This window comes from Thermomonas aquatica (assembly GCF_006337105.1).
Lineage (GTDB): Bacteria > Pseudomonadota > Gammaproteobacteria > Xanthomonadales > Xanthomonadaceae > Thermomonas > Thermomonas aquatica.
Genome location: NZ_CP040871.1, coordinates 2,674,008 through 2,690,787, shown reverse-complemented (window position 1 = coordinate 2,690,787; position 16,780 = coordinate 2,674,008). Strand labels below are relative to the sequence as shown.

The following is a 16,780-nucleotide window of genomic DNA, read 5'->3' as shown; positions in this document are numbered from 1 at the left end:
CCACCCGCAACGCAGCCGGTGGCGTTCGCGGCCAGCGGCGTGCATTTCGTCCCCGGACGCTTGCCGCGGCCAGTCCCCGCGGACAGCTTCACGCCCCGCAATCGTTGCAATTCCGCAAACCCGGGGACATCCACATGCACGCATCTCAGCGCACCAATCCTTGCAAGCGCACCGCCCTCTGCCTGGCCCTGGCCATCGGCCTGGGTTTCGCCGGGCTCGCACCGGCGCAGAGCAATACCGCCGGCGCGATCTACGGCCGCGCATCGCAGGGCGACACGGTGGTGATCGAGAACGCCGCCACCGGCTTCCGCCGCGAGATCGCGGTCGGCGCGGACGGCGGCTTCCGCGCGCCGCAGACCCCTTCAGGCAGCTACACCGTGACCCTGCGCCGCGCCGACGGCAGCAGCCAGGTGCGCGAACGGGTGGCGGTCAGCGTGGGCACCGGCACCCAGATCGACTTCTCCACCGGCGACACGACCACGCTGGATGCCGTGACGGTGCGCGCTGACGCCGTCAATCCGGTCGACGTGTCGTCGGTGGAGTCCACCACCATCCTCAGCGCGCGCCAGCTCGCCGCCATCCCGGTCGCGCGCGACGCCACCAGCGTCGCCCTGCTCGCGCCGGGCACGGTGCGCGGCGATGCCGCGTTCGGCAACCTCGCCTCGTTCGGCGGCTCCTCGGTGGCGGAGAACGCCTACTACGTCAACGGCTTCAACATCACCAACGCGTTCAACAACCTCGCCTTCGCGCAGATCCCGTTCGAGGCGATCGCCGAGCAGCAGGTCAAGACCGGCGGCTACGGCGCGGAGTTCGGCCGCTCCACCGGCGGCGTGGTCAACCTGATCACCCGCCGCGGCACCAACGAATTCTCCGCCGGCGGCGCGATCTACTGGACGCCGTCGTCGCTGGCGGGGAAAACCCCGGACATCCACCTCGACAACGGCGACCTGCTGGAGGACAACTCGAAGGACCAGGGCGAGCAATCCAGCATCGCGCTGTGGGCCGGCGGCGCGCTGGTCAAGGACCGCCTGTTCGCCTATGGCCTGGTGCAGTTCGCGCGCAACCAGGCCGACGCCTGGGGCGACGTCAACGCCGGCGTCAACACCCGCACGCGCACGCGATCGCCGACGTGGCTGCTGAAGATGGACTGGAACATCGCGCAGGACCACCTGCTGGAACTGACCAGCTTCTCCGACGTGGCGCGCGCCACCCAGACCGTGCACACCAATGGCGAAGGCGCGCTCGACCGCACCGGCGTGCTCGGCACCGTGCATACCGAACAGGGCGGCACCAGCCACGCGCTGAAATACACCGGCTACTTCGGCGACGATTTCACCCTGTCCGCGCTGTACGGCTACGGCAAGTTCTCGCGCAGCATCTACGGCATCGCCGCCAACGGCATCCGCCAGGAATGGTCGGGCGACATCCATGCGCCCGACACGGGCTGCCCGGTCGTCGTCGACCAGCGCAATTCCACCCTGCTCGGGGTGACGGCCGCGATCCACGGCTGCGACTTCATCGGCGGCACCCTCGGCCGCCCGGACGCCGGCGACACCCGCAGGCAGTTCCGCGTCGATGCCGAATGGCAGCTCGGCGACCACCAGCTGCGCTTCGGCTACGACGCCGACCGCTTCACCTCGGTCGCCGGCGGCGCGGTCGAGGGCGGCCAGGTGTGGAACTACGCCACCATCGACCCCGACGGCGTGCCGCTGAACGACGACGACATCGATTTCGTGGTCAACGTGGTGTTCAAGAACGGCGCCACCGTCGACGTGGACCAGCGCGCCTTCTACATCGAGGACAGCTGGCAGGTCACCCCGAATTTCCTCGCCTACGCCGGCCTGCGCTGGGACAGCTTCGAGAACAAGAACGGCAACGGCCAGTCCTACGTCTCGATCGACAACCAGCTCGGCCCGCGCCTGGGCTTCGCCTGGGACGTCAACGGCGATTCCAGCCTGAAGGTGTTCGGCAACGCCGGCCGCTACGCGCTGCCGCTGACCGCCACCGTCGCCATCCGCGGCGCCAGCGCCTCGATCTTCAGCCAGCAGCTGTTCTTCTACGATGGCGTCGATCCCGCCACCGGCGCACCGACCGGCGCGACCCCGTTCACCCCGGTCACCTACCTCAACAACGAGTTCGGCGCGAACAAGGATCCGCGCACGATCGCCTCCGACAACCTGCAACCGATGTACCAGGACGAATACATCCTGGGCTTCCAGAAGCAGATCGGGGACCACTGGTCGCTCGGCCTGCGCACCGTGTTCCGCGACCTGCGCCGCGCCATCGACGACAACTGCGACGAGCGCGCGATCTACGACTGGGCGCTGGACAACGGCTACGTCGACCCCGACGGCGATCCGTTCGAGGCGCCGGGCGACAGCACGGTGCCGAAGGAGATCGCCTTCATCAACCCCGGCTTCACCTTCTGCCACCTGTACAACCCGGGCAGCGACGGCATCTTCAACATCGACATCGACGGCAACGGAACGCTGGAAAAGGTGACCATCGACGCCGCCACCCTCGGGCCGAAGGCCAAGCGCAGCTATTCGGCGGCCGAATTCTTCTTCGAGGGCCATTGGGACAAGCTGTTCCTGCAGGGCTCGTACACCTGGGCGCGCAGCACCGGCAATACCGAGGGCGGGGTGAAGTCCGACATCGGCCAGGCCGATACCGGCACCACCCAGGATTTCGACTACCGCGAGCTGATGCTGGGCGCCAACGGCCCGCTGCCGAACGACCGCAAGCACACCCTGAAAGTGTTCGGCAACTACGAACTCAACGACCAGTGGTCGGTCGGCGGCAACCTGCTGGTGCAATCCGGGCGACCGATCAACTGCTTCGGCGTGTACGGCAGCGATCCGTTGCACTACGGCGCCTCGTATTTCTCCTGCAGCGATGCGCCGGGCACCGATGCCGACGGCGACGGCGTGCTCGACAACGGCACTCAAATCGTCCCGCGCGGCAGCGCCGGGCGCACGCCCTGGCAACGCCAGCTCGACCTCAACGTGGCCTGGAAGCCGGCCTTCGCCGATGGCCGCCTGACCTTCAAGCTGGACGTGTTCAACGTGTTCGATTCGCGCACGGTGACCAGCGTGGTCGAAACCGGCGAAACCGCCCAGGGCAGTTCGCTGTTCGACACCGTGTACGGGATCCCCACCGGCTTCCAGGCACCGCGCTCGGTGCGACTGATGCTGCAGTACGCGTTCTAGGCGCATGGACGCACAGGTACCCCTCCCCGCGTCGCGCGGCCGAACGGAATCGGCCCGCGGCGCACCGTTCCTGCCGGCCCGGCTGCGCGGCTACCCGTGGTGGCCGCTGGACGATGCCCTGCGCCTGCTGCGCATCGTCACCGCGCTGCTGTTCATGGCGCATGCGTCGATGCGCTTCGTCTACGGCAGCATCCCGCAGTTCGCGCAGTTCATGGAATCGCGCGGGTTCCCGCACGGCGAACTCTGGGTACTGGCGATCACCTGCTACGAACTCGGCGCCGGCAGCCTGCTGCTGCTCGACCGCGGCGTGCGCTGGGCGGCCAGCGGACTGGCGGTGATCGTCGCGGTCGGCATTTGGTTGATCCATCGCCACAACGGCTGGTTCGTCGGCGAGCACGGCACCGGCGGCAGCGAATACAGCGTGGCCCTGCTGGCGATGCTGCTGGTGCTCGCCGCGCACGACGCCGCCCGCCGACAGGACCACAACCCCGGGAGTCCCGCATGAACAGTTCCGAAGCGCGGCAACCTGCGAACGACTGGCCGCTGTTCGGCTTCCGCCTGCTGGTCGCGCTGCTGATCGGCGTACACGGCTGGTACCGCCTGCTGCACGACGGCAGCCCGGTGTTCGGCGAATGGCTGGCGGGCGAAGGCGTGCCGCTGCCCTACGTGGTGGCATGGGGCGTCACCTGCGCCGAAATCCTCGGCTCGGCCTGCCTGGCGCTGGGCCTGTGCGTGCGCCCGTTCGCCGCGTTGTTCATGGCGGTCTACAGCATGGGCATCGTGCTGGTGCACGCCCCCGAAGGCTGGTTCGTGGTCGGCGCCGGCCGCAACGGCATGGAATACAGCGTGCTGCTGATCGGCAGCCTCGCCGTGCTCGCACTGCGCGTCCGGGCGCCGCTGTGGCGGGCGTTGCCTCCGCGCTGAAGCATCCCACCGAGCGGCGACGGCTCCGCCACGACTTCCGGCAGGTGCCGGCCGCGGCGGGTTCGGGCATGGTGCCGGGGTTCGTCATCCAGGGGATCCCCATGCGTCTTTTGTCCCTGGCCTGCGCGCTCGCGCTGGGCCTGAGTTCCGTCGCCGCGTCCGCGGCCACGCCCGCCGCGAAGGTGCAAGGCAGCGAGGCCATCGTCAGCAAGACCCTGGCGAACGGCCTGAAGATCATCGTCTGGCCCGACCACGACATCCCCAACGCCAACTACTACACCTTCTACAAGGTCGGCAGCCGCAACGAATATCCCGGCATCACCGGGCTCGCGCACTACTTCGAGCACATGATGTTCAACGGCACCACCAGGCGCGCGCCGGGCGAGTTCGACCGCACCATGGAAGCCGCCGGCGGCAGCAACAACGCCAGCACCAGCAACGACCTCACCATCTACACCGACTGGTTCCCGAGCAGCGCGCTGCAGACGATCTTCGATCTCGAGGGCGACCGCATGGCCAACCTCTCCTTCGACCCGAAGGTGATCGAGAGCGAACGCGGCGTGGTCTACAGCGAGCGCCGCTCCAGCGTGGACAACGACAACTTCGGCACCCTGCTGGAGCAACTGCAGGCGACCGCGTTCACCGCGCATCCCTACCAGTTCCCGACCATCGGCTGGCCCAGCGACATCGAGCACTGGAAGCTCGAGGACCTGAAGAAGTTCTTCAAGACCTACTACGCGCCGAACAACGCGGTGCTGGTGATCGCCGGCGACGTCGATCCCGCGCAGGTGTTCGCGCTGGCCGACAAGTACCTGGCGCCGCTGCAGAAGCAGCCGGAACCAGCGCCGATCACCACCATCGAACCCGAGCAGCAGGGCGAGCGCCGGATCGTGGTCGAACGCGCCGACGCGCAATCGCCGATCGTCGCCTACGCCTTCCACAGCGGGCTCGGCGCCGGCAGCAAGGACTACCCGACGCTGGAACTGCTGACCACGGTCCTGTCGCAGGGCGATTCCTCGCGCCTGCACCAGCGCCTGGTCGAGAAGGAACAGGCCGCGGTACAGGCCGGCGCGTTCACCGACCAGGGCTTCGATCCCGGCCTGCTCACCGTGTACGCGATGCTGCCGCCGGGCGGCGACATGGCGAAGGTGGAAACGCTGCTCGACGACGAACTGGCCAGGATCGCGCGCGATGGCGTGACCGCCGAGGAACTGGCGAAGGCGCGCAACCTCAAGGCCTCCTCGTTCTGGCGCGGTATGGCCACGATCAACGGCAAGGCGCGCGCACTCGGCACCTACGAGGTATTCCAGGGCGACTACCGCAAATTGTTCGATGCGCCCGCCGCGTACGACGCCGTCGCCGCCGCCGACGTGCAGGCGTTGGCGAAAAAGATCCTGCGCATCCAGAACCGCACCACCGGCCTGCTGAAACCGGTCGCCACCGCGCCCAGCGCCGACAACAAGGAGGGCGCGCAATGAAGATCTTCCGCATTGTTTCGATCGCGCTGCTCGCGGCGTTCGCGTTCAACGCCGCGCATGCCGGCGACATCAAGCTGCCGCAGTACCAGACGCTGGCGCTCGACAACGGCGCCACCGTGCTGCTGATGCCGCGCAAGGACGTGCCGCTGGTCGCCGCCAACATCGCCGTGCGCGGCGGCGCGCTGGCGGATGCCGCCGGCAAGGAAGGCACCGCCGACCTGCTCGGGGAAATGCTCTCGAAGGGCGCGGGCTCACGCAACGCGTTGCAGTTCGCGCAGACCGTGGACGGTGCCGGCGGCAACATCGGCTTCGGCAGCTCGCGCGAGGCGATCGTCGCCAATGCGCAGTTCCTGTCCAAGGACAGCGGGCTGATGCTGTCGTTGCTGGCCGATGCGCTGCTGCGGCCGAAGATGGAACAGGCCGAGTTCGACAAGCTGCGCAAGCGCGCGATCGACGGCATCGCCAACGCCAAGGACTCCGACCCGCGCCAGCTGATCGGCATCTATTCCGGCGCATGGCTGTTCCGCGGCCACCCGTACGGGCGCCCAACCGGCGGCGACGAAACCAGCCTCGCCAACATTTCGCTGGCCGACCTGCAGGCGTTCCGCCAACAGCAGATGGGCGGCGACCGCCTGGTCATCGCCATCGCCGGCGATTTCGACCCGAAGGCCGTCACTGCGCAGGTACGGCAGGCGTTCGGTGGCTGGGCGAAGGCGAGCGGCGCGTTGCCGCAGGTCGAGGCCAAGCCGCGCGAAAGCGGCCGTCGCGTGCTGCTGGTGGACAAGCCGGGCGCGACCCAGACCTACTTCGCGCTGGCCAACATCGGCAGCAAGCACGGCGATCCGGCGGAAGCCGCGCAGGACCTGGTGCAGACCGCGTTCGGCGGGCGCTTCACCTCGATGCTCAACACCGAACTGCGGATCAAGTCCGGCCTGAGCTATGGCGCCAGTTCGCGCATCGAACGTCCGCGCCAGCCCGGCGCCTCGGCGATCAGCAGTTTCACCAAGACCGAATCGACCAAGCAGGCGATCGACCTCGCCATCGCCACCCTCGACCGCCTGCACAAGGACGGGCTGGACGCGGCGACGATCGAATCGGCCAAGCACTACGTCGCCGGCCAGTTCGCGCCGGACCTGGAAACCGCGCCGCAGCTCGCCGCGCAGCTGGTCGAGATGAGCCTGTACGGCGACACCCGCGACGCGATCGACGGCTACCTCGGGCGCATCGCCGCGGCGACGCCGCAACAGATCGCCGCGGCAGGCACGGTATTCCCGGGCAGCAAGGACCTGGCGATCGTCGCCATCGGCGATGCATCGAAGATCCGCGAGGCGATGCAGACCTACGGCCCGCTGACCGAGATGAAGCTGACCGATCCGCGCTTCACGCCCTGAACGGGCTTGACCGGACTTGCCGGATTCGGCCGGCATGACCTGTGGCACCCGCTGGCCCAGCCGCCAGCGGCTACAGTCCGGCGACGTTGCGCCAGCCGCATCGCATTCCCTTTCCCGTCCGCATCGCCGGAGCCGCTGTCCGTGAAAACACCCAAGATCCTGCTGCTGTCCCTGTCCATCACCGCCGCGCTGGCCGCCTGCCAGAAACCGGCCGGGAACGCCGACGCCGGCGACACCGCCAAGGCCGAAGCCCCGGCGTACACGCTGGACGAATCCAAGCTGCCGCCGGTGAACCGCTTCCAGGCCAGCGACCTCGATCCCGGCAAGAGCGCCTGCAGCGACCTCAATGGCTACGTCAACGGCAAGTGGGTGGCGGCGAACCCGATCCCGGGCGACCGCAGCAGCTGGGGCGCGTTCGAGATGCTGGCCGAGCGTTCGCTCGCCGTGCAGCGCCAGCTGGCCGACCAGGCCGCGGCCAAGGCCGGCGGCAGCGGCGTCGACAAGATCGTCGGCGATTTCTGGGCGACCGGCATGGACGCGGCCAAGATCAATGCGCAGGGCATCGAACCGCTGAAGCCGGAACTGGCGAAGATCGACGCCCTGGCCGACGGCCCCGCCATCGCCGAGTTCCTGCGCGCGTCCGCCAAGCAGGGCAATGGCTATCTGATCGGCATCGGCTCGATGCCGGACTTCAAGAATTCCGACATCAACATCGCCGCCACCGGCCAGGGCGGCCTGGGCCTGCCGGACACGCCGTACTACAGCAAGGCCGAGTACCAGAAGATCCGCGACGCCTACGTCGCCTACATCGCCAAGCTGCTGGAACTGTCCGGCGTGCCGGCCGCCGATGCCGCCAGCCAGGCCAAGGACGTGCTGGCGTTCGAGACCCGCCTGGCCAAGGTCAGCAAGTCGAGCGAGGAGATGTCGCGCGACGTCGGCCTGTACTACAACCCGGTCAGCCCGGCCGATGCCGACAAGCTCTCGCCGAACTTCCCCTTCACCAAGCTGTTCGAGTCGCAGGGCGTCGCCGTGCCGGCGATGTTCTCGCTGTCGATCCCGGCCTACCATGCCGAAGTCAGCAAGATGCTGGCCGAGGTGCCGGCCGCGCAGTGGAAGAGCTACCTGCGCTTCCACCTGATCGACGACGCCGCGCCCTACCTGTCCGACGACTACGTGCAGGCCAACTACGAGTTCTACGGCAAGACCCTGGGCGGCCAGAAGGAACTGCGCGAGCGCGGCAAGCGCGTGCTCGGCACGGTCGACCGCCAGGTCGGCGAGGCGCTCGGCCAGATGTACGTGAAGGTGGCGTTCCCGGCCGAGTCGAAGGCCAAGATGCAGGCGCTGATCAAGAACCTCGGCGAGGCGCTGAAGGGCCGCATCGAGAACCTCGCGTGGATGAGCGCGGACACCAAGAAGAAGGCGCTGGAGAAGTGGTCGGCGTTCCAGCCGCGGGTGGGCTATCCGGACAAGTGGCGCAGCTGGGACGGCCTGTCCACCAGCCGCGACAGCTACATCGGCAACGTGCTGGCCGCGCGCAAGTTCAACTACCAGTGGGACATCGGCAAGATCGGCCAGCCGGTGGACAAGACCGAATGGAGCATGCGCCCGCAGACGGTCAACGCGAACTACAACCCGCTGGCCAACCAGATCACCTTCCCCGCGGCGATCCTGCAGCCGCCGTTCTTCGACCCGAAGGCCGACGACCCGATCAACTACGGCGGCATCGTGGCGGTGATCGGCCACGAGATGACCCACGGCTACGACGACCAGGGCAGCCGTTTCGGCCCGACCGGCAAGTTCGAGAACTGGTGGACCCCGGCCGACGCCGAAGGCTTCAAGGCCCGCACCGGCAAGCTGGTCGCGCAGTTCGACGGCTACAAGGCGTCCAACGGCAAGCACCTCAACGGCAACCACACCCTGGGCGAGAACATCGCCGACCTGGGCGGCCTGAATGCCGCCTACGACGCGATGATCAAGGCCACCGCCGGCCAGCCGGACCCGAAGATCGACGGCATGACCCGCGACCAGCGCTTCTTCTACGGCTGGGCCACGGTATGGCGCCGCAACTTCACCCCGGAAGAACTGGACAACCGCCTGCAGACCGACGAGCACGCCCTGAGCGAGTTCCGCGCGATCGGCGCGCCGTCCAACATGCCGGCGTTCGCCGCGGCGTTCGGCTGCAAGGCCGGCGACGCCATGGTCCGCGACGGCGACAAGCAGGTCGTGATCTGGTGATTCACCGCTGACGATGCCGCCGCCCCTGCGGCGCGCCAGTTCGAAGGCCCGGCATGTCCGGGCCTTCTTCTTTCCGGGTTGCGCTTCATTGCCGCCTCACCGCGACGGCGCGACAATACGCGGATGATCGACGCCACCCGCTACCCCCTGCTGTCGAAAATCGACAGCCCGGCCGACCTGCGCCAGCTTCCCGAATCCGACCTGCGCGCCGCCGCCGACGAGCTGCGCGCCTACCTGATCGAATCGGTGGGCAAGTCCGGCGGGCATTTCGGCGCCGGCTTGGGCGTGGTGGAACTGACCACGGTCCTGCATTACCTGTACGACACCCCGGACGACCGCATCGTCTGGGACGTCGGCCACCAGTGCTACCCGCACAAGATCCTCACCGGCCGCCGCGACGACATCCACACGGTCAAGCAGAAGGACGGCGTGGCGCCGTTCCCGAAGCGCGAGGAATCCGAATACGACACTTTCGGCGTCGGCCATTCGTCGACGTCGATTTCCGCCGCGCTGGGCATGGCGATCGCCAACGCACGCGCCGGCAATGATCGGAAAGTGGTCGCGGTGATCGGCGACGGCGCGATGACCGCGGGCATGGCCTGGGAAGCGCTCGGCCACGCCGGCGGCATGGAGGACGAGCCCAACCTGCTGGTCATCCTCAACGACAACCGCATGTCGATCAGCGAGGCGGTCGGCGGCCTGACCAAGATGCTAGGCCGCATGACCGGCAGCAAGACCCTGAACGCGTTGCGCGAAGGCGGCAAGAAACTGCTGGGCGACAAGCGCAGCAGCGGCCCTGCGCGCTTCGTGCGGCGCTGGGAGGAACACTGGAAGGGCATGTTCGTGCCGTCCACCCTGTTCGAGGAAATGGGCTTCCACTACACCGGCCCGATCGACGGCCACGACGTGGACGCCCTGCTGGGCGTGCTGAAGACCCTGCAAGGCCTGAAGGGTCCGCAGCTGCTGCACGTGATCACCACCAAGGGCAAGGGCTACGAACTGGCCGAGGGCGACCAGATCGGCTACCACGCGGTCAGCCCGTTCGATCCCGAAAAGGGCGTGGTGGCGAAGGCCGGCGCGAAGAAGCCGACCTATACCGACGTGTTCGGCGACTGGCTGTGCGACATGGCCGCGGCCGATCCGAAGCTGCTGGGCATCACCCCGGCGATGCGCGAAGGTTCCGGCCTGGTGCGTTTCAGCAAGGAATACCCGGACCGCTATTTCGACGTCGCCATCGCCGAGCAGCACGCGGTCACCCTGGCCGCCGGCATGGCCTGCGAAGGCGCCAAGCCGGTGGTCGCGATCTACTCGACCTTCCTGCAGCGCGGCTACGACCAGCTGGTGCACGACGTCGCCATCCAGAAGCTGGACGTGCTGTTCGCCATCGACCGCGGCGGCGTGGTCGGCCCGGATGGCGCCACCCATGCCGGCAACCTCGACCTCAGCTTCCTGCGCTGCGTGCCGAACATGGTCGTGATGGCGCCGGCCGACGAGAACGAATGCCGGCAGATGCTGTCCACCGGCTTCGAATACGCGGGCCCGGCCGCGGTGCGCTATCCGCGCGGCAGCGGCCCCGGCGTGGCGGTATCGCAATCGCTCGACGCGCTGCCGATCGGCAAGGCAGAAGTACGCCAGCGCGGTGCGCGCATCGCCCTGCTCGCCTTCGGCGCGATCGTGCCGGCGGCGCAGCAGGTCGGCGAGGAACTCGGCCTGAGCGTGGTCAACATGCGCTTCGTGAAGCCGCTGGATCGCGCCCTGATCCTCGAACTCGCGAAGAGCCACGAAGGATTCGCGACGCTGGAAGACAACGTGGTCGCCGGCGGCGCCGGCAGCGGCGTGGCGGAACTGCTGGCGGCCGAAGGCATCGTCATGCCGATCCTGCACCTGGGCCTGCCCGACGAGTTCCAGCACCATGCCAGCCGCGAGGACCTGCTGGCGGAAGCCGGACTGGATGCCGCCGGCATCCGCGCATCGATCCTCGCGCGGTGGCCGCAGCTCGCGCAACCGGCCAGTGCGGTGCGCAGCGCCTGAACGAAAACGCCGGGCTTATTCGTCCGGCGCCAGCACCGTGTAGCCCTTGGCCTTGAGCTTGGCCAGGAACCCGTTCGCACCCAGCAGGTCCTTCATGTCGAGCGTGGCGAAGGTCACTGCATTCTTGTTGAGCGCCGCATCAGCCGCGTCCATCCACTTGGCCCGCACTTTCTGGTTCGCGTCGCCGAAGCCGAGCCGCTTGCCGATGCCGGCCTCGGTGATCGCGCTGCTGCAGGCCTCCCACTGGTAGGCCGGCGGCAGCGATTGCAGTGCCGCCATGTCGCCGGTGGCCCAAGCGTTGGCGCGCGCGCGCATCGCATCGAGGTCGGTCTCGATGCGGGTCATGGTGTTGTCGAAGCAGGCGATGTCGTCGAGCGTGGTCTTCGACCATTCCTTGAGCAATGGCTTCGGATCCTTGATCACGATCTCCTCCTTCACCACCGTCACGTTCGGATGGTGGGTCTCGATCGCCTCGTTGACCACCGGCCACACCGACTTGGAGTTGTCGAGGCCCGACTTCTTCATCGCTTCCTGGTACAGCTCCTGCGCCGCGAACAGCGGACGCCATTTCTCGACGCCACCGTCGCTGCCGATGTAGCGCGCCTTCAGCGCCTTCCAGCGCGCATACGACTGCGGCGAGACCACCTGCTGCAAGCTCTTGCCGTCCGGGTTCTTGCGCGCGCCCAGCAGCGACGGCAACAACATCAGGCTCTTGAAGAAGCCAACGTCCGCCTTGAGCGACACACCCCGCATCTTGATCACTTCCTGTGCATTGGCGATGACCTGCTCGACCTGCTTCGACTGCCACTGCATGCCGGCCGGCAACGGGTTAAGCGTGCCCAGGATCCACAGATCGTGGCTGCCGTTGCGCACCAGCCACAGGCCCGGGCCGGGCTGTTCGCCGGTGACCACGACCGTGGCCGCGGTGCGTATGCCGTCAGCGGGCAAAGGTTGCGCAGGCAAGTTCGCATCGGCGGATTGCATGTTCGCCTGCTGCGCGTGCAGCGGCAGCGCAATCATCGAACCCAGCGCCGCCGCCAGCATCGTCATCCGCATTCGTGTCGCTCCTTCGATCGCCCGTTCGCGGCGCAGTGTGACCGAGCGCATGCGTCGAAGTTCAACCGCCCGATGAATCGCAGATAGCAAAACGCCCGGGCGATGCCGGGCGTTCGATGCGTTCCGCGAATTGGTCGGGACGGCCGGATTCGAACCGACGACCCTCTGCCCCCCAGGCAGATGCGCTACCAGGCTGCGCTACGCCCCGACTTCGCGAACGCGCATTGTACCGCGCCGTGAACAAATTCGCCGGCCATATCTCTCACAACGCGCCGCCGCGCACCGAGGGCACTGATATGCGGGCTGTTTAGCGCCGCAGCAGCTGCAGGACTTCTTCCAGCTCCATCCGCACCTGCTTGGCGATCTGGTTGCTGAGCGCGGATTCCTGCTTGGCGCCCTCGCCCTCCAGGCGCAGGCGCGCGCCGCCGATGGTATAGCCCTGCTCGTACAGCAGGCTGCGGATCTGGCGCACCATCAGCACGTCGTGGCGCTGGTAGTAGCGGCGGTTGCCGCGGCGCTTGGCCGGCTCGAGGCTCGGGAATTCGGTTTCCCAGTAGCGCAGCACGTGCGGCTTGACGTCGCACAGCTCGCTGACCTCGCCGATGGTGAAGTAGCGCTTGGCCGGGATCGGCGGCAGTTCGCGGTTGCTGCCCGGGTCAAGCATGGGCGGCTCCCGCGCTGTTCAAGCCCGAGTAGGCTTCCACGCGTTCCTTCAGCTTCTGCCCGGGGCGGAAGGTGACCACGGTGCGCGCGGAGATCGGGATCTCCTGGCCGGTCTTCGGGTTGCGGCCGGGCCGCTGGTTCTTGCGGCGCAGGTCGAAATTGCCGAAGCCGGACAGCTTGACCTGCCGCCCCTGCTCCAGCGCCTCGCGCAATGCATCGAAGAATGCGTCGACGAATTCCTTCGCCTCGCGCTTGTTCAGGCCCACGTCCTCATACAGACGTTCCGCCATTTCCGCCTTGGTCAACGCCATTGCTGTCCCCTTCAGCTCCGGATGACCGCGCCATGATCCAGCTTCAACGCAGCGACCACCTCGGTCACCGCCGCTTCCACGTCGCGGTCGGTCAGGGTGCGCGTTTCATCCTGCAAAATCAAGGCCATGGCGAGACTCTTGAATCCGGTTTCCACGCCCTTGCCGGCATAACGGTCGAACAGCCGCAGCCCGCGCAGGGACGGGCCCGCGGCGCGCCTGACGGTCGCCTGCATGGCGTCCCAGGACACCGCTTCCGGCACGACGAACGCGAGGTCCCGGCGGACGGACGGATATTTCGACAGCGCCGCTGCACGCGGCAAGGCACGCGCCAACAATGGGTCGAGTTCCAGCTCGAAGCCGTACACGTCGGCATCCAGGTCCAACGCCTGCTGCAGGCGCGGATGCAGCTGGCCGATCCAGCCGATGCGGACGCCGTCGCCCGCTTCATTCAGGCGATACACGTCGGCGGAACGCCCCGGATGCGCGAACGGCTCGGCCGAGGCGCGGTATTCCAGCGCGGCGCCGGACAAGGCGGCAAGGCTGTCGAGATCGCCCTTGATGTCATGGAAATCGAGCTTGCGCGCGACTTCGCCCCATTGCTCGTCCGCGGCATCGCCGCAAGCGACCGCGGCGATGCGACGGGTTTCGAGCGGCGCGTCGCTTGCGACGGCAAAGGTCTTGCCGATCTCGAACAGGCGCACCCGCGATTGCTGGCGCGCGGCGTTGCGCGCGAGCGCCGCCACAAGGCCCGGCAACAGGCGCGTGCGCATCACCCCGAGTTCGGCGCTCAGCGGATTGGCCAACGCCACGCCGCCGTCGGCGAGTTGCCACTTCGCGAGCAGGTCGGCATCGACGAAGGCGTAGTTGATCGCTTCCAGGTAATCGCGCGCGACCAGCTGGCGGCGCGCATCGTGCTCGCTGCTGCGGGTTTCGCTGGGATTGACCAGGCGCGTCGCGCCACCCGGCAGCGTGGTCGGGATCGCGTCGTAGCCGTGGATGCGCGCGATTTCCTCGACCAGGTCTTCCTCGATGGCGAGGTCGAAACGGCGCGCGGGCGGCGTCACGTTCCAGCCATCGGCGGTGGTCGCGACCGCGAGGCCAAGCGCCGTGAGGATGCGCGCCACTTCGGCATCGGCAACGGTCGTGCCCAGCACGCGCGCAAGGCGCGCACGACGCAGCAGGATCGGCTGCGGCTGCGGCAGGAAGTCGGCAAGCACCGCTTCGGTCACCGGGCCGGGCGCACCGCCGGCGATTTCCACGATCAAGCGCGTCGCATGTTCGATGGCGATGCGCGGCAGCTCCGGATCCACGCCGCGCTCGAAGCGGTGGCCGGCATCGGTATGCAAGCCCAGCTTGCGGCTGCGGCCGATGATCGCGGCCGGCGCGAAATGCGCGGCTTCCAGCATCACGTTGCGGGTTGCGTTCGACACCTTGGTATCGTCGCCACCCATGATGCCGGCGAGGCCGACCACGCGGTCGGCGTCGGTGATGACCAGGAACTGCGGATCGAGCCTGGCCTCGTCGCCGTTCAACAGCTTCAGCGCCTCGCCATCGCGTGCCTTGCGCACACCGAGCGAGCCCTTGAGGAGGTCACGGTCGTAGGCATGCATCGGCTGGCCGAGTTCCAGCATCACGTACTGGGTGACGTCGACCAGGAAACTGACCGGGCGCACGCCGCTGCGGCGCAGGCGTTCGGCCATCCACACCGGTGTCGTAGCCGTGGCGTCCACGCCTTCGATCACGCGGCCGAGGAAGCGCGGCGCATCCGCGCCTGCGTTCAACGCGATCGGCAGCACGGCGTCATGCAGCGCCGGCATCGGCACCGCGTCCAGCGGTTCGACCGCGCTGCCGGTGGCGGCGGCCACGTCGAAGGCGATGCCGCGCACGCCGAAGCAATCGGCGCGGTTCGGGGTCAGCTTCAATTCGATGCTGGCGTCCGGCAGGCCGAGGTAATCGGCGAGCGGCGCGCCGACCGGCGCATCGGCAGGCAGTTCCAGCAGGCCGGACGCATCGGCATCGAGGCCCAATTCCTTCGCCGAGCACAGCATGCCGTTGGATTCGACGCCGCGCAGCTTGGCGGCCTTGATCGTCAGCTCGCCGATCCTGGTGCCGATGGTGGCGAGCGGCGCGACCAGCCCCGGGCGCGCATTCGGCGCGCCGCAGACGATCTGCAGCATGCCGCGTTCGCCGGCATCGACCTGGCAGACCTGCAGCTTGTCAGCTTCCGGGTGCTTGGCGCATTCGACGATGCGGGCGACGACCACGCCCTCCAGCGCCGTGCCGAGCACGGTCATCTCTTCGACTTCCAGGCCGATCGCGGTCAGCGTGGCGGCGAGTTCCTCGCGCGTCGCGCCGGTCTTGACGTGCTGGCGCAGCCAGTTTTCGGAGAACTTCATGCGAACTGCCTCAGGAACCGCACATCGTTGTCGAAGAAGGAACGCAGGTCGTCCACGCCGTAGCGCAGCATCGCGAAACGCTCGACGCCGAGGCCGAAGGCGAATCCGGTGTATTTCTCCGGATCGATGCCGACGTTGCGCAGCACGTTCGGGTGGACCATGCCGCAGCCCAGCACTTCCAGCCAGCGCGTGCTGCCATCGGCCTGCTGCCAGGCGATGTCGACTTCCGCGGACGGTTCGGTGAAGGGGAAATAGCTCGGGCGGAAACGCATCTCGAAATCGCGCTCGAAGAACGCGCGCACGAATTCGGCCAGGGTGCCCTTGAGGTCGGCGAAGCTGGCGTGTTCGTCGACCAGCAGGCCTTCGACCTGGTGGAACATCGGCGTGTGGGTCTGGTCGCTGTCGCTGCGGTAGACCTTGCCGGCGGCGATCATCCGCAGCGGCGGTGCGTGTTCCTTCATGTAGCGCACCTGCACGCCGGAGGTGTGCGTGCGCAGCAGGCGACCGTCGCCGAAGTAGAAGGTGTCGTGCATGGCGCGCGCCGGGTGGTGCGGCGGGAAGTTCAGCGCCTCGAAGTTGTGCCAGTCGTCCTCGATTTCCGGGCCGTCGGCCAGTTCGTAGCCCAGGCGGCCGAAGATCTCGGTGATGCGCTCCAGCGTGCGGCTGACCGGGTGCACGCCGCCGCGCGCGGCATCGCGCCCCGGCAGGGTGACGTCGATGGTTTCGCCGGCCAGGCGCGCGTCCAGCGCGGCATCGTCCAGCGCGGCCTTGCGCGCGGACAGCGCTTCGGAAATCGCGTCGCGCGCGCGGTTGATCGCCTCGCCCGCGGCCTTGCGCTGGTCGCCCGGCAGTGCGCCCAGCGCCTTCAATTGCGCGGTGATGCTGCCGCTCTTGCCGAGCAGGCCCACGCGCAGCGCTTCCAGCGCCTCCGGCGTGCTTGCCCCGGCGATGTCGGCCAGCGCCTGGGTGGACAACGATTCGATGTCGCTCATGTAATTCCCGGACCCCGTAAACAAACATGGGGAAGGACTTGCGCCCTTCCCCACGTGATGGCGGCCGAGGCCGCCGCTACAACCGATGTGGAGT

At 68.0% G+C, this 16,780-nt stretch carries 12 protein-coding genes and 1 tRNA gene; 7 read left to right on the top strand and 6 right to left on the bottom strand.

The features are described 5' to 3' along the window. Positions 1-134: 134 nt before the first annotated feature. From FHQ07_RS12750 to dxs, 7 genes are all read left to right on the top strand, one after another. A complete protein-coding gene (locus FHQ07_RS12750) occupies positions 135-3,209 on the top strand; it encodes a TonB-dependent receptor (RefSeq protein WP_168191561.1) in 3,075 nt (1,024 codons plus the stop codon). Between the two features lie 4 nt (positions 3,210-3,213). Continuing rightward, positions 3,214-3,714, top strand: coding sequence for a DoxX family protein (locus FHQ07_RS12745; protein WP_139717254.1), 501 nt, complete (start codon positions 3,214-3,216; stop codon positions 3,712-3,714). Continuing rightward, positions 3,711-4,133 (top strand): DoxX family protein, encoded by a 423-nt coding sequence (locus tag FHQ07_RS12740; RefSeq protein WP_139717252.1) that lies wholly within the window; start codon positions 3,711-3,713, stop codon positions 4,131-4,133. Before FHQ07_RS12745 ends, FHQ07_RS12740 begins: the two co-directional genes overlap by 4 nt. A 101-nt stretch (positions 4,134-4,234) precedes the next feature. Next, a complete protein-coding gene (locus FHQ07_RS12735) occupies positions 4,235-5,611 on the top strand; it encodes a M16 family metallopeptidase (RefSeq protein ID WP_139717250.1) in 1,377 nt (458 codons plus the stop codon). Continuing rightward, complete coding sequence (locus FHQ07_RS12730) at positions 5,608-7,002, top strand: M16 family metallopeptidase (protein ID WP_139717249.1); 1,395 nt, start codon at positions 5,608-5,610, stop codon at positions 7,000-7,002. Before FHQ07_RS12735 ends, FHQ07_RS12730 begins: the two co-directional genes overlap by 4 nt. A 159-nt stretch (positions 7,003-7,161) precedes the next feature. Beyond that, positions 7,162-9,237, top strand: coding sequence for a M13 family metallopeptidase (locus FHQ07_RS12725; protein ID WP_139718086.1), 2,076 nt, complete (start codon positions 7,162-7,164; stop codon positions 9,235-9,237). A gap of 123 nt (positions 9,238-9,360) precedes the next feature. Continuing rightward, the gene (dxs, locus tag FHQ07_RS12720; protein WP_139717247.1) at positions 9,361-11,268 is read left to right on the top strand and encodes a 1-deoxy-D-xylulose-5-phosphate synthase; all 1,908 of its coding nucleotides are present in this window, start codon (positions 9,361-9,363) and stop codon (positions 11,266-11,268) included. 15 nt (positions 11,269-11,283) lie between these two features. On the opposite strand, the gene FHQ07_RS12715 is transcribed toward dxs, so the two are convergent. From FHQ07_RS12715 to pheS, 6 genes are all read right to left on the bottom strand, one after another. Next, entirely contained in the window at positions 11,284-12,324 is a 1,041-nt protein-coding gene (locus tag FHQ07_RS12715; RefSeq protein ID WP_168191560.1) for a TraB/GumN family protein, read from the bottom strand. A 131-nt stretch (positions 12,325-12,455) separates the two neighbouring features. Next, a tRNA-Pro gene (locus tag FHQ07_RS12710) sits at positions 12,456-12,532 on the bottom strand. Positions 12,533-12,631: 99 nt separating this feature from the next. Next, positions 12,632-12,988, bottom strand: coding sequence for a MerR family transcriptional regulator (locus tag FHQ07_RS12705; RefSeq protein WP_139717243.1), 357 nt, complete (start codon positions 12,986-12,988; stop codon positions 12,632-12,634). Next, positions 12,981-13,298: an integration host factor subunit alpha gene (locus FHQ07_RS12700; protein WP_139717241.1), complete on the bottom strand. Its 318-nt coding sequence runs from the start codon at positions 13,296-13,298 to the stop codon at positions 12,981-12,983. Before FHQ07_RS12700 ends, FHQ07_RS12705 begins: the two co-directional genes overlap by 8 nt. An 11-nt stretch (positions 13,299-13,309) precedes the next feature. Further along, positions 13,310-15,694, bottom strand: coding sequence for a phenylalanine--tRNA ligase subunit beta (gene pheT, locus FHQ07_RS12695; RefSeq protein WP_139717240.1), 2,385 nt, complete (start codon positions 15,692-15,694; stop codon positions 13,310-13,312). After that, the gene (gene pheS, locus FHQ07_RS12690) at positions 15,691-16,686 is read right to left on the bottom strand and encodes a phenylalanine--tRNA ligase subunit alpha (RefSeq protein WP_139717238.1); all 996 of its coding nucleotides are present in this window, start codon (positions 16,684-16,686) and stop codon (positions 15,691-15,693) included. The genes pheT and pheS overlap by 4 nt, the downstream gene beginning before the upstream one ends. Positions 16,687-16,780 lie beyond the last annotated feature (94 nt).

Excerpts from the sequence above, each read along its gene's own strand:
- FHQ07_RS12750 (WP_168191561.1), top strand. The coding sequence starts at position 135 with ATGCACGCATCTCAGCGCACCAATCCTTGCAAGCGCACCGCCCTCTGC.
- FHQ07_RS12745 (WP_139717254.1), top strand. The coding sequence starts at position 3,214 with ATGGACGCACAGGTACCCCTCCCCGCGTCGCGCGGCCGAACGGAATCG.
- FHQ07_RS12740 (WP_139717252.1), top strand. The coding sequence starts at position 3,711 with ATGAACAGTTCCGAAGCGCGGCAACCTGCGAACGACTGGCCGCTGTTC.
- FHQ07_RS12735 (WP_139717250.1), top strand. The coding sequence starts at position 4,235 with ATGCGTCTTTTGTCCCTGGCCTGCGCGCTCGCGCTGGGCCTGAGTTCC.
- FHQ07_RS12730 (WP_139717249.1), top strand. The coding sequence starts at position 5,608 with ATGAAGATCTTCCGCATTGTTTCGATCGCGCTGCTCGCGGCGTTCGCG.
- dxs (WP_139717247.1), top strand. The coding sequence starts at position 9,361 with ATGATCGACGCCACCCGCTACCCCCTGCTGTCGAAAATCGACAGCCCG.
- FHQ07_RS12715 (WP_168191560.1), bottom strand. The coding sequence starts at position 12,324 with ATGCGGATGACGATGCTGGCGGCGGCGCTGGGTTCGATGATTGCGCTG.
- FHQ07_RS12705 (WP_139717243.1), bottom strand. The coding sequence starts at position 12,988 with ATGCTTGACCCGGGCAGCAACCGCGAACTGCCGCCGATCCCGGCCAAG.
- FHQ07_RS12700 (WP_139717241.1), bottom strand. The coding sequence starts at position 13,298 with ATGGCGTTGACCAAGGCGGAAATGGCGGAACGTCTGTATGAGGACGTG.
- pheT (WP_139717240.1), bottom strand. The coding sequence starts at position 15,694 with ATGAAGTTCTCCGAAAACTGGCTGCGCCAGCACGTCAAGACCGGCGCG.
- pheS (WP_139717238.1), bottom strand. The coding sequence starts at position 16,686 with ATGAGCGACATCGAATCGTTGTCCACCCAGGCGCTGGCCGACATCGCC.